General features: G+C 50.0%; 10 protein-coding genes. 6 read left to right on the forward strand and 4 right to left on the reverse strand.

Annotated features, from left to right (window positions below; all coding sequences use genetic code 11):
- Together BN1360_RS06985 and trxB are read left to right on the forward strand one after the other, a co-directional pair.
- A complete protein-coding gene (locus BN1360_RS06985) occupies positions 1 to 1,740 on the forward strand; it encodes a tetratricopeptide repeat protein (protein ID WP_324254255.1) in 1,740 nt (579 codons plus the stop codon).
- Positions 1,741 to 1,960: 220 nt separating this feature from the next.
- A complete protein-coding gene (trxB, locus tag BN1360_RS06990) occupies positions 1,961 to 2,911 on the forward strand; it encodes a thioredoxin-disulfide reductase (protein WP_068779165.1) in 951 nt (316 codons plus the stop codon).
- A gap of 36 nt (positions 2,912 to 2,947) precedes the next feature.
- On the opposite strand, the gene BN1360_RS06995 is transcribed toward trxB, so the two are convergent.
- Genes BN1360_RS06995 through BN1360_RS07010 form a run of 4 tightly spaced genes read right to left on the reverse strand, consistent with a single transcriptional unit; the run spans position 2,948 to position 6,350 of the window.
- The gene (locus BN1360_RS06995) at positions 2,948 to 3,550 is read right to left on the reverse strand and encodes a response regulator transcription factor (protein WP_068779166.1); all 603 of its coding nucleotides are present in this window, start codon (positions 3,548 to 3,550) and stop codon (positions 2,948 to 2,950) included.
- On the reverse strand, positions 3,547 to 4,671 hold the full coding sequence (locus tag BN1360_RS07000) for a sensor histidine kinase (RefSeq protein ID WP_068779167.1): 1,125 nt from the start codon (positions 4,669 to 4,671) through the stop codon (positions 3,547 to 3,549). Before BN1360_RS07000 ends, BN1360_RS06995 begins: the two co-directional genes overlap by 4 nt.
- 33 nt (positions 4,672 to 4,704) lie before the next feature.
- Complete coding sequence (locus tag BN1360_RS07005; RefSeq protein ID WP_068779168.1) at positions 4,705 to 5,442, reverse strand: ABC transporter permease; 738 nt, start codon at positions 5,440 to 5,442, stop codon at positions 4,705 to 4,707.
- Positions 5,439 to 6,350, reverse strand: coding sequence for an ABC transporter ATP-binding protein (locus tag BN1360_RS07010; RefSeq protein WP_195714238.1), 912 nt, complete (start codon positions 6,348 to 6,350; stop codon positions 5,439 to 5,441). The genes BN1360_RS07005 and BN1360_RS07010 overlap by 4 nt, the downstream gene beginning before the upstream one ends.
- A gap of 261 nt (positions 6,351 to 6,611) precedes the next feature.
- Here BN1360_RS07010 and BN1360_RS07015 point away from each other — a divergent pair, with 261 nt between their 5' ends.
- The 4 genes from BN1360_RS07015 to BN1360_RS07030 all read left to right on the forward strand — a co-directional run bounded on the left by BN1360_RS07015 (position 6,612) and on the right by BN1360_RS07030 (position 15,303).
- Positions 6,612 to 9,149 (forward strand): GH39 family glycosyl hydrolase, encoded by a 2,538-nt coding sequence (locus BN1360_RS07015; protein WP_068779169.1) that lies wholly within the window; start codon positions 6,612 to 6,614, stop codon positions 9,147 to 9,149.
- A gap of 197 nt (positions 9,150 to 9,346) precedes the next feature.
- Positions 9,347 to 10,597 carry an MFS transporter gene (locus BN1360_RS07020; protein WP_068779170.1) on the forward strand — a complete coding sequence of 417 codons (1,251 nt, stop codon included), beginning with the start codon at positions 9,347 to 9,349 and terminating at the stop codon, positions 10,595 to 10,597.
- Positions 10,598 to 10,657: 60 nt separating this feature from the next.
- A complete protein-coding gene (locus BN1360_RS07025) occupies positions 10,658 to 12,967 on the forward strand; it encodes a beta-glucosidase family protein (RefSeq protein ID WP_068779171.1) in 2,310 nt (769 codons plus the stop codon).
- Between the two features lie 71 nt (positions 12,968 to 13,038).
- Positions 13,039 to 15,303, forward strand: a complete 2,265-nt coding sequence (locus BN1360_RS07030; RefSeq protein ID WP_068779172.1) for a glycoside hydrolase family 3 protein — start codon at positions 13,039 to 13,041, stop codon at positions 15,301 to 15,303.
- The last annotated feature ends 133 nt before the right edge of the window (positions 15,304 to 15,436 follow it).

The following is a 15,436-nucleotide window of genomic DNA, read 5'->3' on the forward strand; positions in this document are numbered from 1 at the left end:
GTGCCTTGTTTGAAGGAGACCAGGCAACCTGGGAGAAGCAACAGGTCCAAAGTGCTGCCTATATCTATGGATGCTGGCTTTTTCTTTGAGAGAGCTGTCTCTTCGTTGGATCGTTTTCACTATGACAAGGCATTGAAGTATTTTCGCAAAGCAGTAGAGTATGAACCGGATAATCCGGTCAATCATTGCAATATGGCAGGCATCCTGTCGGAGATGGGCGATTACGAGGCTTCAAACGATGCTTTGTCCGTTATATTGGAGAAGATCGATCCTGCGATGACAGAGTGCTATTTTTATATGGCAAATAATTATGCGAATATGGATATGTTTGAAGAAGCGGAGAACGCCCTGATTACTTATTTGGAAGAGGACCCGAACGGACAATTTCTGGCCGAAGCTGAGGAAATGATGGAGCTGCTTCAGTACGAGCTTGAACGTCCTGCAAAAGTGACGAAGATCAAGTCATTGGCCGGCGTTCTGGAGCATGACCGAGCCCGCGATCTGTTAGAGCAGGGGAAATTCACCGAAGCTGTGAAGCTGCTGGAGAGCATCGTGGAGGATCAGCCCGATTTCTGGGCGGCGCGCAATAACCTGGCTCTGGGCTATTACTATATGGGGCAATGTTCTAAAGCGATTGAGACAATATACGGGGTGCTTGAGCAGGAACCTGGCAATTTGCACGCTTTATGCAATTTGGCTATTCTGTATCAGCATGAGGGAGAGACTGCATTGCTGCAGGAGCTTGAGCATAAGCTTCGCAAGATTATTCCCTTCCATCAAGAGCATCTCTTTAAAATAGCGACGACGATGGGAGTGCTTGGCTCACATGATGTGGCATACAGACATTTTCGGCGTCTACTCAAGGACGAGGATTTAAGGCTGGATCCTGCGCTTTATCATTATACCGCTGTAGCCGCCTGCAATATCGGGCGGTTTACGGAGGCCAGGGTGTTATGGCGTCACGTAGACAGGCTTGACCCGGACAGTGGAGTATCCGAGTATTACTTAAGCCAGATGGAAGAGATGAAGGCAGGAACGATACCGATACCGACCCATTATCATTATCATCTCCCGTTTGAGGAGCAGATCAAGCAATGGGAGCTGCCGGGGGAAGGGGTTCCCGCAGATCTAGCCGATAATCCATTGGTCCGATCCTCTTTCTTCTGGGCCCTGCGTTATGGAGATAATCGAACCAAGCTTCAAGTGATTCAAGCTTTTGGACTTATAGGTGATCATGAAGTGGAAGAGGCGCTGAAGTCGTTCCTGCTGGAGCCGAATGAAGACCTGTATCTAAAGGATCTGGCGCTTTATGTACTGCGTAGTCTCGGCGTTAATTATGAATTGCCCGTATGTACCGGGGAAGCCACGCTTATGATAGACCCGAGCCGAACTTCGCCGCAGCTTCCAATCTGGAAGCGCGAGTGGCAGGCCGTATTGGACTTGGCTAGTGAGCATATGCGCAGCAGCGCAGATATCCAGCAGCAGCATGACTTGGAATCATTATGGGTGCAATATTTGAACTTATCTTATCCTGATACCCCATCGATTTCACATATTGAGGGCTGGGCCGCCGCGTTGGAATATCTCACAGCGAAAATGAATCACCGTTCGATGTCCTATGAGAAGATCGCGGAACGGTACGGTATTTCATCTTCGACGGTGAGGAGATATTGCCGCCGGATTGATGAGGTATGCGGGGCAGAGGACGCATTGAAGACGATCTTCCCGATGTGTAAATAACAATTGAAATCATTCTGTATCCTAATATAAGCCGATTTCTTCCTCCTGATTTTATGGGGAGCGAAGGATCGGCTTTTTACGTCTCCATGTATCCATGAGGGAGAATGGGATGAAACTTATGTCCGGGCAGAATATAAAACGCCTGGCGGAACAATCCTATTCTATATCTGAGTCTATGTATGCCAAATGAATATATCTCTTGATCGAGAGGGGATTAACCATGTATAAATCAATTGTAATTGGCACAGGTCCATCCGGCCTGACGGCAGCGATCTATCTGGCGCGAGCCAATCTGAATCCATTGGTAATCGAGGGGGTTCAGCCTGGAGGACAGTTAACGACGACGACAGAGGTAGAGAACTTTCCCGGCTTTCCCGAGGGCATTCTGGGACCGGAGCTGATGGAACGGATGCGCAAACAGGCTGAGCGCTTTGGCGCAGAGTTCAGAAATGGGTGGGTGGAGAAGGTGGATTTCTCAAATAAGCCATTAAAACTGACTTTGGAAGGTGGAGAAGAGCTTACTGCGGAGACGGTAATCGTGTCTACGGGGGCTTCAGCCAAATATCTGGGCATCCCCGGAGAGCAGGATAATGTCGGACGTGGAGTAAGCACCTGTGCGACCTGCGACGGCTTCTTCTTCCGCGGCAAGCGAATTATCGTCGTTGGGGGCGGTGATTCAGCCATGGAGGAAGCGGGATTTCTGACTCGGTTCGCTACGAGCGTCACGGTGGTTCACCGCCGCGATGAGCTTCGCGCTTCCAAGATTATGCAGGAACGGGTACGGAAGAATGAGAAGGTGAAATGGGCGCTGAACCGACTACCGCTCGAGGTTGCTACAGATGCTGGAGGCGCCGTGATTGGCTTAAAGGTGCGTAATAACGCGAACGGGCAGGAGGAGCTGATTGAAGCGGAAGGAGTATTTGTCGCCATCGGTCATACTCCGAATACAAAGTTCCTGGAGGGTGCGGTAAAGACGGATGAACAAGGTTACATCATCGTTGCGCCAGGCACAACCAGAACAAGCAGTCCGGGGGTATTCGCTTGCGGCGATGTACAGGATACCCACTATCGCCAGGCGATTACGGCCGCAGGTTCAGGTTGCATGGCTGCAATGGATTGCGAGAAGTACCTGGAAGGAGATATGGTCCATGACTGGAGCAAGATGCTCTAGTGCGATAAGAGGGATTGCAAAAATGAAGGAGGAGCTTTATATCCAACCCTTTTCTTCTGCGGTTCGGACAGCCTCCATGCGATTTTTGGCCTCAAGTTTATTAATGATCTCGGATATATAATTGCGCACCGTACCGTAGGATAGATGCATCGACTTGGCAATATCCGCGGCGCTGCCTCCTTGGGCAGCCAATTTGAGAATATCGATCTCTCTGGCTGTTAATGGATTCTCATTGTGCAAGCTGCCGAAGATGAGTTCTGGCGAGACCTCGCGATGCCCTGCCATAACGCGGCGGATCGCTTCAGCTATTCTGTCGCTGGGCTCATCCTTAAGCAAGTAGCCATGGATATTCGCCTTGATGGCCCGCTCGAAATAGCCCGGGCGCGCGAAGGTTGTTAGAATAATAACGCGGCTGGGCAGAGCCTTGGCCTGTATCTTTTCTGCGACATCCAGACCGCTAAGCTGCGGCATCTCAATATCCATGAGACAGATGTCCGGCTGAAGCTGGCAGATCAGCTCCAGCGCCTCTGCGCCGTCCGATGCCTGTCCAACAACCTCAATATCGTCCTCAAGGTCAAGTAGTGAAGCCAGGGCGCCGCGCAGAAGGCGCTGATCTTCTGCGATAAGGATCTTAATCATGCGGTCTCACCATCTTCCCGTTCCTTAATAATTTGCGGTATCGTCACCGTCATAATCGTTCCTTGTCCGGCTCCGGATGCGACCGACAGGGAGCCTTCAATAAGAGACAGCCGCTCACACATGCCATTCAGTCCATTGCCATATCTGATCTCTGCAACATCCTGCTGTACAGGACCAACTCCGTTATCCTCGATTTGAACTGTAATTTTCCGCTCTGTTCTTGTTATCGTAATCTGGCAATGCGTTGCTTGGCTATGCTTGACGATGTTCGTAATCCCTTCCTTGATACAGAGGCTAATGATATTCTGATTCAAGAGGGCGACATCCTCCAGCGTTGCATCTCCTTCGATCTCCAGCTTAATATTCGCCACCTTTAATAACTCAGCCGCTTCAGCCAGTTCCTCGACAACGGTGATAGCTCTCATATCGGAGACAAGCTCCCTCACTTGCTTTAGCGCGGCCCGTGAGGTCTGATAGATTTCCCTCGCCTCATTTTGGGCACGCTGTGGATCTTTGATCGTCATTTTCTCAACCAGTTGACTCTTCAATATAATTAGCGACAAGGTATGCCCCAATGTATCATGCAGGTCACGAGCGATACGAACCCGTTCTTCCCGCTTGACAAGCTCCTTAATTCGCTCATTGGCTTGATCCAGCTCTTTCTCCAACTGTTGCCGCCGGTTCATGGAGCGAATGCCAAACGGAGAGACCAGCATAATAAGGAAGAAGGGGAGGCTGAACACCAGCTCTTGAAGATGAACTTGCTTCACTAGAAGGGCTACCGGTATTAATTCTACGGCGGCAAAGGCGATCATTGCGATCTTGAATTTTCGCTTATCGGTGAACCAGCCGATGAAATTGGCGGTATAGAAGCCCATATAGAGGTTATAGAAGCTGTAGAATCCGCTCATAATGGCGATAATCAGCATCTGCAGTGCAAGCCAAAAGGAGAAGCTTCTCCCCGTGGCGAAATACAATTGACGATACGTCAGGACGAACAAGCCGATCATCATATAACCGATCATCAGCTTGATCCCGGATTCATTCTGAATGTTGATGACCGGCAGAATGATATAAATGAGCCATATATAAGGGAAGAATCCATATTTTCTGGGGAACATTCAGAGAACTCCTTCCTACCGCAGCATTTACGATTAGATGGCTTCCTGCTTCTTTCTTGTATATATGGATATTATCATAAATAGGAGGAAGTAACCTGCCAATATGAGGATATTGCTCCATTCCGGTGGATTTCCCTGAACAAGCTCCCAGGCTCCATTGGCGAAGTTGTAGGAAGGCAGCCATTTACCGATATTTTGCATAATATTGGGCAATATCTCGAGCGGCATCCACATTCCGCCCAGAAGGGCCATCACCAGATAGATGGCATTGCTTATACCAGAAGCGGTATCGACCCGCTTCATACAGCCGACAAGCGTACCCAGCGCCAGGAAGGGCAGGGAGGCAATGAGAATCCACAGCCCGCAATAAATCCAGGTTAATGCAGGCAAAGAGACGCCGTTGATCAGGTAACCTGCTGCAAAAATGAAGATAATCGAGGTCAGATGCATAATCGTCTGTCCGAACATTTTGCCCAGGAAATATATCGCTCCCGGCAGCGGAGTTACACGCATATAGGTGCTCCAACCATGGTTGCGTTCCTGGACGATGCGTATGCCCAAGGTCATAATCGCCGAGCCCATGACACTGAAAGTGGCCATCGACATGAGGTAGTGATTGTTCCAGGCCGCAGCATCGGTAGCTCCGGTGCTTATAATACGTGTAAAAAGAAAATAGAAGATGATCGGCATAGCCAGCGACCAGAATACATAATAGGGATTGCGAAATATCCGCAGCAGCTCCATTTTAAATTGCGTAATTACCAGCTTCATATAGCGGTCTCCTCCTGGGTCGTCGTTAACTGTTCAAATACTTCATCAAGGCTTCCTGAATGAATCTTTATATCCCGGACAGGCAGTTTGGCTGCAAAAATGGCTGCAAGCGCGGCATCGGTGTTGTCGGCGGATACATAAATTCTTCCGTCCCGGTCATAACAGTTCGTAACCGGTGGCAATAAGCTGAGCTTGGACCGAAGTTCCGGTCCGTCCTGGTCAGATAGAAAAGATAGAGAGCTATGGATAATCCTTGATTTAATCTCCCCTGGAGTTCCATCAGCAACGATCGAGCCCTGGTTGAACAGGATGATGCGGTTCGCCGTATCATCGGCCTCCTGCAAATAATGGGTAGTGAACAGAATCGTCTTACCTTGCTTGGCCAGCTTATGCACCGTCTCCCAGAAACGGCGTCTTGCCATGGTATCGAGACCCACGGTAGGCTCATCGAAGAACAGTACCTCCGGATCGCCGGCCAATGCCATGGCGAAGCCCAGGCTGCGCTTCTGTCCGCCGGACAGCTTCTCGGTATAGCGGTTCAGGTCGCCGGTGGTTAGACCGGTGAGGTGAATAAGGAATTCCATGTCCATGGGATTCGGATAATAGCTGCGAGTCAGTTCGAGAATCTCTCGCACCTTCAAGCGATCCATGATGCTGACATGCTGCAGCATGACTCCGATCCGTTCTCTGACGGACCGTTCTTTGGGCGAGCGGCCAAACAGCTTGACCGTTCCCCGGGATGGCTCCAGCAGGCCGAGCATCATCGAGAGAGTGGTCGTTTTGCCGGCTCCATTAGGGCCAAGGATCGCCGTAACCGAGCCCGGTTCGATTTGAAATGATACACCATTTACCGCTATTCTATGGTTAAAGGTTTTGCTCGTGTGATGCAGTTCAATAATAGGATTCAAGATATTCGCCTCCATCATTTATGGTACTTGTTTAGCTTTGATGCCTGTGCATGCCTGTTTCAAATCAGGCTTTCAGCATAAAATTGTATGCCCCCGGTGTGCGTTTTTGCATAACGCATTCGTTTTGATTAATCTCTATAATCTAAAGATATAGATTTTTCAAAAACCTTAGTAGTAAGCTTTGTCATGACTTCAAAGTGACAGATGTCATAAATATGAATCGGATGCTCTATTTTAACTTGATTCTCGAGGAGGCTAATGATGAAGACGAGAAAATCGATCTACGAACTGGTGGAGACAAGCGATACTTTACCGTTTGATGTCTCCTTGCATAGTGTGAATTATGTACCGAGCCACTGGCATAACAGTGTGGAGATGATCTTTGTCCTCCGCGGAAGCCTGGAAGTGACGGTAGGTCATAAGCAGCAGACATTGTCAGAGGGCGATGTAAAGCTGATTAATTCCGGGCATGTGCATGAGGTCATTGGCTTCCATAACAATATCATCGCGACCTTTTTAATTCCGGATACCTTTATTAAGGGGAATATCAAAGGCGTGGAGCATGTTTACTTCGATTGTGATTCCAGTACAGCGGGCAAGGAATCGCGCCCTGCTCTGGATCGTATTCGTCAGCTGCTGGCGGAGATGGTACAGATGACATATAAAAGAGGCGAGGTATACGAGCTGGAAATGCGGATTCGTATGCTGAGTGTGTTTTCGATTCTGATGCAGCGTTTCCGGGCAGAAGAGTCGGAGGGGGAAGGTGCGATTAAGGAGAAATATATGGATCGCATGCTGCGCATTATCAACTACATAGAAGAGCATTATCAAGAACCGATTACGCTGCAGGAAATTGCGGAGCAGGAATTTTTATCGGTGCCGTATTTATCGAAGTTCCTGAGCGAGCAGATCGGCCTCAATTTCCAATCCTTCGTAAGTGGAATACGCTTGAAAAATGCGGTGGACGACATGCTTAATCATATGGAGACGCCGGTCCATGAAATTGCGCTGGAGCACGGCTTCCCCAATTCGAAATCGTTCTATACTGTGTTCAAGAATCGCTATCACATGACCCCAAGCGAATACCGCAAGCAGTACAATCCAGCCATGGGGAAGGCGAATGAGAGAATATCGCAGGGCTATCTCGCCTTCAATAGGGCCAGCGCGCTGGGCATCATCAACCAGTATTTGCAGCGGAGCCAATCCGGTCAGGAGCTGCAGGTTCTGGGAATCGAAGCAATGAACCAGACTGTTGACCTGTCGGTACAGGGGCGTCAGCTGCGGCATACCTGGAGGAATCTCATTACGATCGGAAAGGCCAAGGAAGGGCTGCATGAGGATGTACAGAATCAGCTGCGTTATTTACAGCAGCGCTGCCCTTTTCGAGAAATTCGCTTCCACGGGATTTTTGATGACAGCATGATGATTTACCGCGAGGATGAGGGGCAGCCTCATTATAACTTTCGCTTTGTAGACCAGCTGTTTGACTTCCTGCTATCCATCGGTTTGAAGCCGTTTATCGAGTTAGGGTTTATGCCTTCTGAGCTTGCGGCTGAACAGAGCAAGTCGGTATTCTTCATCCCCAGCTTCGTGAGCGGACCAAGCTCCATAATACGCTGGTGTGAGCTGTTGGATCGATTTCTGCGCCACTGCATTAATCGGTATGGCCGTGAAGAAGTGGAGAGCTGGAAGCTGGAATTCTGGAATGAACCGGAGCTGGCCGTATTTTGGCCGGGGACGGTGGACGAGTACAATGAATTCTACCTGCATTCGTATCGTACATTAAAACGGGTCTCAGACAGGTTGCAGATCGGTGCTCCAGGGCGGATTATCTCGATGGACACGGCGGCGTATTTTCACAATTTCATTTCATTTTGCCAGGAGCATGATTGTTTGCCTGATTTTCTTCCGGTTCATTTCTACCCCCATGAGGATCTGATCGAGAATGACCATCGCAAATTAGAGCATTTGTATACCGTAAACGACTTGTCCTTCCGCGTTGTCATGGAGCAATTTGTGTCGATATCACCGAACCCGGATATTCTCCGCGATATGTTGAAGCATGAGAAGAGGATGCTGGATGATCTGGGATTATCTCACCTCGATCTCTATTTGACAGAGTGGAACTCTACGGCATACCATCGTGAGCTCACGAATGATACGCTATATAAGTCGGCTTATATCGCGAAGAATATCGTTGAGAATCTGGATAGTATCGAAGGCTTCGGGTACTGGGTGCTTAGTGATAATATCGAAGAGACGCCGGCCTCGGAGCATTTGTTCCATGGAGGTCTTGGTCTGATTGCCCAATACGGAATTCCCAAGGCTGCGATGACAGCTTACGAGCTTTTGGCCAGGCTGGGGGATCGGCTGCTGGTTCAAGGCAATGGTTATGTCGTAACCGAAGCTAGCGGCAGTTATCAAGTGTTAAGCTATAATTACTGCCACTTCGATGATCTGTATGCGATGGGGGATAACTCATTTATTAACGCAACGAATCGTTATAACGGATTTAAGCATGAGAAGGTCATTAAGCTGGAGCTGGATCTTCAAGGGGTTCCGGAAGGCAAATACCGGATGGAAACCTACTCGGTATCACGTCAGCAAGGCAGCAGCTATGATGAATGGGTCAGGATGGGAGCGCCGGATTATGTAACGGAAGAGGATCGTATCTATTTGACCGCCGCTTCACGTCCCCGGAGGCATGTACAAGAGCTTGAAATTCATGGCGGAATGACTTATATAGCGCAGCTTGAGCCGCATGCAATAGAATTGATGGTGCTGACGCCTCTGCTTTAACGGACAAGGAGGTTTATCGGGAGTATGTCGTTATTTAATGTCCTTTCCGAATCAGAGTGAAGCGCTTGCATAAAAATGATTAAATATGAACATACAAGAAGCTAATTCAGCGCCTGTCAGAAGACGGGCGTTGTTTTATATCATAGAAGTATGAAAGCGCTATCAAATATTTATTTATCATAAGGGAGGTCCTTCAAATGGCTGAGTCCAAAATAAAAGGGCAGGTCGTAACACCGTTAGGAAGATTAACAACCGGCATCATGCTGGGTTACGGGTTAATGATGTTAGCGCTAATGACTCCGGCAGTTCTGCTGCTTACTTTTAAAATGATAGAGATTGACCCCGATGGATATACCTCATCCTACGGCCTGGTCGCCGGTATCGGTGCTTTCTTTGCCCTGATTGGCAATCCGCTTGGCGGTGCGATCAGCGACCGGACGAATATCGGGTTTGGCCGCCGCCGCACCTGGATTTTTATCGGTTCCGTGATCGGTAGTCTGGCCTTGCTCTGGGTAGGCACAGCTACTCAGGTGTGGCAGATTATCATTGGCTGGTCCGTTGCGCAATTGTTCTTCAACTTTGCTATGGCGGCCTATACCGCGCTCATACCTGACCAGGTCAAGCAGGAGAAGCAGGGGACAATCTCGGGCCTTATTGGCCTGATTCTGCCAATTGCTATGACGGTGGGCATGGTACTGATGATGTTGATGCCTAACGTATCCTCGGTTACGAAGTGGACTTTGCTGGGTTCTCTGGGAATTATCGGACCGGTAATCAGCTGCTTCTTCATCCGCGATGGCAAGATAGAGATCGAACGGGCTCCTAAAGAGCGGATTCCCCTGGGTGAGAAGCTGAGCAAAATTTATCCAAGTCCGCGGAAGTTTCCGCATTTCACCTGGGCGCTGGTTTCGAAGTTTCTGCTTATGATGGGCTATTGCAGCACTCTTTATTTGACGGTCATGCTGGTGAATCGAATGGGCTTCTCGGAGACACAAGCAACGAATAGCGTGGGGACAATCAACATTATATCCATGCTGGCTATGGCGTTAACAAGTATCTTCGGCGGTGTTCTATCCGATAAATACCGCAAGCAGAAACCGTTCCTGTATGGCTCCGCTTTTATTATGATTATCGGCCTGCTGATGTTTGCCTTTGTTCCGAACTACATCATGTTTGTTATCGCTGCAGCGATTATCGGTTTAGGCGGAGGTTGCTTTACGGCAGTCGATATGGCTCTGGTCGCTCGCATTTTGCCTCGCAAAGAGGATTCGGCCAAGGACTTCGGCTTAATGAATGTCGCTAATGCCTTGCCGCAATCGATTGTGCCTGCAATCGCGCCGGTTCTGCTGGGCATCGGCGGTTGGTCATTCTTCTACGTTGTACTGGCGCTCTGCGTAGTGCTTAGCATGATGGCGGTTAAGCCATTGCCTGAAATTGGGCAGAAGTAATTCGGCGATTATTCCGTATCGATGGAACCAGAGTAAATTATGAAGGAGGATTCTTAAGTTATGACACAAAATTTAGATAGAAATATACAGGCGATCATCTCTCAAATGACAACAGAAGAGAAAGCAAGTCTCTGCTCCGGCCTGAATATGTGGCAGACCAAAGCGGTGGAAAGGGTTGGTATTCCTTCCATCGTGATGACCGATGGTCCACATGGTCTTCGCAAGCAGGCAAATCCGGGCGATATGTCCAGCAAGAGCGTACCGGCAACCTGTTTTCCTAGCGGTGCGGCATTGGCCTCATCCTGGAACCGTGAGCTTATTCAAGAAGTCGGACGCGCGCTCGGCGAGGAATGTCAGGCGGAGGACGTTCAGATCATTCTCGGCCCGGCTGTAAACATTAAGCGTTCACCGCTTTGCGGACGCAACTTCGAGTATTTCTCGGAGGACCCGTTCCTCGCATCGGAAATGGGGGCCCATCATGTATTGGGTGTGCAGGAGCAAGGCGTAGGCACCTCTGTGAAGCATTTTGCAGCTAATAACCAGGAGACGCTGCGCAACTCGATCAATACGATTGTGGATGAGCGTACTTTGAACGAGATTTATTTACGGGCTTTTGAAGGGACGATTACCAAGGCCGCTGCCTGGACGGTTATGTGCGCCTATAACCTCGTGAATGGGGAGTTCTGCTCGGAGAATGAATATCTGCTGACGGATGTATTGAAGAAAAGATGGGGCCATCAAGGGTTTGTGATGACCGATTGGGGCGCTATTAACGAACGCGTCAAAGGGCTTGAAGCGGGACTTGAGCTGGAAATGCCTTATAGCGGGCCGGATCGCGATCAGATGATCGTTGACGCTGTAAAATCAGGCAAGATGGATGAAGCCGTGCTTGATCAAGCGGTTGAACGGCTACTGAACGTCATCTTCAAGACCTATGATGCCCGGAAGGAAGGCTTCTCTTACAACAAACAGGAGCATCACGCGCTGGCAAGGCGAACGGCTGCTGAATGTATGGTTTTGCTTAAGAATGAAGATAGGCTGCTGCCACTTGATCCGCAGCGGTCGGTGGCTGTGATCGGCGCCTTTGCAGCAAAACCTCGCTATCAAGGCGGAGGAAGCTCGCATATTTCCCCGACGCAGTTGGACGATGCTCTGGATTCAATCCGTGAAATCGTCGGCGACGGGGTCGGGTTTGCAGAGGGCTATCATTTGAATCAAGATGTCGTTGATGAAGCTCTAATCGCTGAAGCGGTTCAACTTGCAGCCGGCAAGGATGCAGCAATTATATTCGCGGGGCTGCCAGACAGCTTCGAATCAGAGGGCTTTGATCGTAAGCATCTGGATATGCCGGAATCCCATTGCGAGCTGATCCGCAGGGTTGCCGAGGTACAGCCGAATACGATCGTGGTACTATCCAACGGCGCACCGGTAGTTATGCCTTGGCTGGATTCCGCCAAAGCGGTTCTTGAGGGGTATTTGGGCGGGCAAGCCGGCGGAGGCGCCGCAGCGGATATTCTCTTCGGCAAGGTGAACCCTAGCGGTAAATTGGCTGAGACCTTCCCGGCCAGCCTGAAGCAAACTCCGGCCTACTTGAACTTCCCGGGAGGGAAGAGCGAGGTTAATTACGGCGAAGGCTTGTTTGTGGGATACCGCTATTACGAGGCCAAGGAGGAGCAGCCGTTGTTCCCATTTGGCTATGGCCTTAGTTATACCAGCTTCGCTTACGAAAATATCAGATTAAGCAAAGAGATTATGAAGGATAGCGATACGGCTGAGGTTATCGTTACTGTACGCAATACCGGAGATCGCGCGGGGAAAGAAATCGTGCAGCTCTATGTACAGCCGCTGGACAGCACGGTGGTAAGACCTGTGAAGGAGCTCAAAGGATTCGAGAAGGTGGAACTGCAAGCGGGAGAATCTACAGAGGTAAGCTTTACGCTCGACCAACGCTCCTTTGCTTATTTCAACACGGAAATCCATGACTGGTTCGCGGAAACGGGCTCCTATGATATCGTCATCGGTTCTTCTTCTGCTGTAACGCCGCTCAGAGCGACGATCAAAGTGGTATCCACGATGGTTCCATTCCGCAAGGTGACCCGTAATACGAAGTTCTATGAGCTGTTGGCTATCCCAGAGACCGTTGAATTTGCCGAGAAAGCGATGAATGACAGTCTCGAGAGCATTAAGCATATGGGAGCACTCTTCGCGGAGAGTATGGAGGACGGAGGTTTGCTTCTATTATTTGAAGAAGTAGCGAAATGGAAGAAATATGACGGACTGCGTTCCATGATCAGTTTCTTTGGCTCAGGTACATCGGAAGCGGATTTTCAGAAGCTCATTGATGATTTGAATCAGAAGCTAGGTCTGTAAGCAAATGATCCGGGCCAACTGTTGAGCCCGTCGACAAAATAGATAAATACGTGATAGGAGGAGTTTAAACGATGGGAGAGCAAGAGGATACTATCAAGCAAATTAGGTATGTACAAAATTCGGGAGGGCCAACGCTTGGGTATTCTACCTCGTCGGGTGTCCGGATTCTGGAACAGGACGGTCTCTTATTCAAGGACCTGAGCAAGGACGGCAAGCTGGATAAATATGAGGATTGGAGATTGCCAGCGGAAGAGCGGGCCAAGGACCTTGCCTCAAAAATGACCATAGAGCAAATCGCCGGTTTGATGCTGTACAGCAGTCACCAGAATGTGCCGGCAGCCAGCGGCGGTTGGTTCTCAGGCACTTATGGAGGAAAGAGTTACGAGGAGAGCGGTGCCAAGCCTTGGGAGATGACAGATGAGCAGATGGGTTTTCTCGCCAAGGATCATCTGCGTCATATTCTCGTCGCTGCGGTAGAGAGCCCGGAGGTGGCGGCCCGTTGGAACAACCAGGTTCAGGCCTTTGTTGAGGGAGTGGGCCTGGGGATTCCGGCCAACAATAGCTCTGATCCGCGGCATGGGACACAGACGAGTTCCGAGTTCAATGCCGGTTCAGGCGGCACGATCTCCATGTGGCCGGAGACGTTGGGCCTGGCGGCGTCCTTCGATTCGGACGTCGTGAAGCAGTTCGGCGAGGTTGCTTCCAAGGAGTACCGAGCGCTTGGTCTGACCACAGCATTGTCGCCGCAGATCGATATGGCGACTGATCCGCGCTGGTTCCGCTTCAACGGTACCTTTGGCGAGGACTCTAAACTCTCGACGGATTTGGCCAGGGCCTATGTAGATGGCTTTCAGAATTCCGAAGGCGAGAGTGAACTGGTCGAAGGCTGGGGCTATGATAGCGTTAATGCGATGGTGAAGCATTGGCCTGGCGGCGGTTCTGGCGAGTCCGGCCGGGATGCGCATTTCGGCAGCGGGAAGTATGCAGTTTATCCGGGCAATAACTTTGAAGAGCATCTGCTTCCTTTTGTAGATGGAGCCTTTAAGCTGGATGGCAAGACAGGGCAAGCTTCCGCGGTGATGCCGTATTATACGATTTCGACGGATCAGGATCCAGTCTATTATGAGAATGTCGGCAATTCATATAGCCGTTATCTGATCAAGGATTTGCTGCGCGATAAGTATGGTTACGAAGGTGTAGTATGTACGGACTGGATGATTACTGGCGATGAGACGAGTCGCGATGAGTTCCTGAGCGGTAAGTCATGGGGGGTTGAAGGTCTTACGGTAGCTGAGCGTCATTATAAGGTGCTGATGGCGGGGGCAGATCAATTCGGCGGAAACAATGATAAAGGGCCTGTGCTGGAGGCTTACCGGATGGGTGTGGCCGAGCACGGCGAAGCCTATATGCGCGAACGGTTTGAGCAATCCGCAGTGCGTTTGCTGCTTAATATTTTCCGCCTGGGGTTGTTTGAGAATCCGTACCTGGATCCGGTGTTAAGCTCCAAGACGGTCGGCCGACCTGAATTTATGCAAGCCGGTTATGATGCACAGTTGAAATCCGTTGTTATGCTTAAGAATAAGGAGAGTGTGCTGCCATTAGCAGCAAAGAGCAAAGTGTATATTCCAAAACGGTATATCGCAGCGGGCCATGACTGGTTCGGAAACCCGGTTGCAGAGAAGCTGGTGGACCCGGTGAATCTCGATATTGTGAGTCGTTATTTTACAGTCACGGAGAATCCGGAAGAAGCGGACTTCGCGTTAGTGTTTATCGAAGGCCCAAGCTCCGGGATGACCGGATACAGCCGTGAGGATGTGGAGCAGGGGGGCAACGGATATGTGCCATTAAGCCTTCAATATCGTCCATATACAGCCGAACATGCACGCGAGACGAGTCTGGCGGGAGATGCTCGTGATGGCGATGTATTGAATCGCTCCTATAAAGGTAAGACGGTATCGTCTAAAAATGAGTCGGATTTGGATATGGTGCTGGAGACGAAGAAACGGATGAATGGCAAGCCTGTCATCGTATCCCTGCGCCTCTCTAACCCGGCGGTTGTGGCGGAGTTTGAGCCTGAGGTCGAGGCGATTCTGGTCAACTTCGGCTTGCAGGATCAAGCGATCATGGATGTGATAAGCGGGGTCTTTGAACCTTCCGGCTTGCTGCCGATGCAGATGCCGGCCCATATGAAGACGGTGGAGGAGCAGCTTGAGGATGTGGCGCATGATATGGAGTGCCATGTGGATTATGAGCAGCATGTATATGATTTCGCTTATGGGCTGAACTGGAGCGGCGTAATCGAGGACGAACGGACAAAGAAATACGCCAAACGCTAAAAATAAAACGGGCTATCCTGCACAAAGTTTTGGTGTAGGGTAGCCTTTTTTATGTGTACTATGCTGCGTATCTAAGGGGGCTTTGCTTGCCGCGACTATGCCGAAAACAAGCATGTAGAAGCGATCTTTTTAA

The sequence above is a fragment of the Paenibacillus sp. GM2 genome (assembly GCF_900069005.2).
In the GTDB taxonomy this organism is placed as follows: Bacteria; Bacillota; Bacilli; order Paenibacillales; family Paenibacillaceae; genus Fontibacillus.

Bases quoted from the DNA above. Each gene is read 5' to 3' on its own strand.
- BN1360_RS07000 (WP_068779167.1), bottom strand. From the start codon at position 4,671: ATGTTCCCCAGAAAATATGGATTCTTCCCTTATATATGGCTCATTTAT.
- trxB (WP_068779165.1), top strand. From the start codon at position 1,961: ATGTATAAATCAATTGTAATTGGCACAGGTCCATCCGGCCTGACGGCA.
- BN1360_RS06995 (WP_068779166.1), bottom strand. From the start codon at position 3,550: ATGATTAAGATCCTTATCGCAGAAGATCAGCGCCTTCTGCGCGGCGCC.
- BN1360_RS07025 (WP_068779171.1), top strand. From the start codon at position 10,658: ATGACACAAAATTTAGATAGAAATATACAGGCGATCATCTCTCAAATG.
- BN1360_RS07030 (WP_068779172.1), top strand. From the start codon at position 13,039: ATGGGAGAGCAAGAGGATACTATCAAGCAAATTAGGTATGTACAAAAT.
- BN1360_RS07015 (WP_068779169.1), top strand. From the start codon at position 6,612: ATGAAGACGAGAAAATCGATCTACGAACTGGTGGAGACAAGCGATACT.
- BN1360_RS07020 (WP_068779170.1), top strand. From the start codon at position 9,347: ATGGCTGAGTCCAAAATAAAAGGGCAGGTCGTAACACCGTTAGGAAGA.
- BN1360_RS07005 (WP_068779168.1), bottom strand. From the start codon at position 5,442: ATGAAGCTGGTAATTACGCAATTTAAAATGGAGCTGCTGCGGATATTT.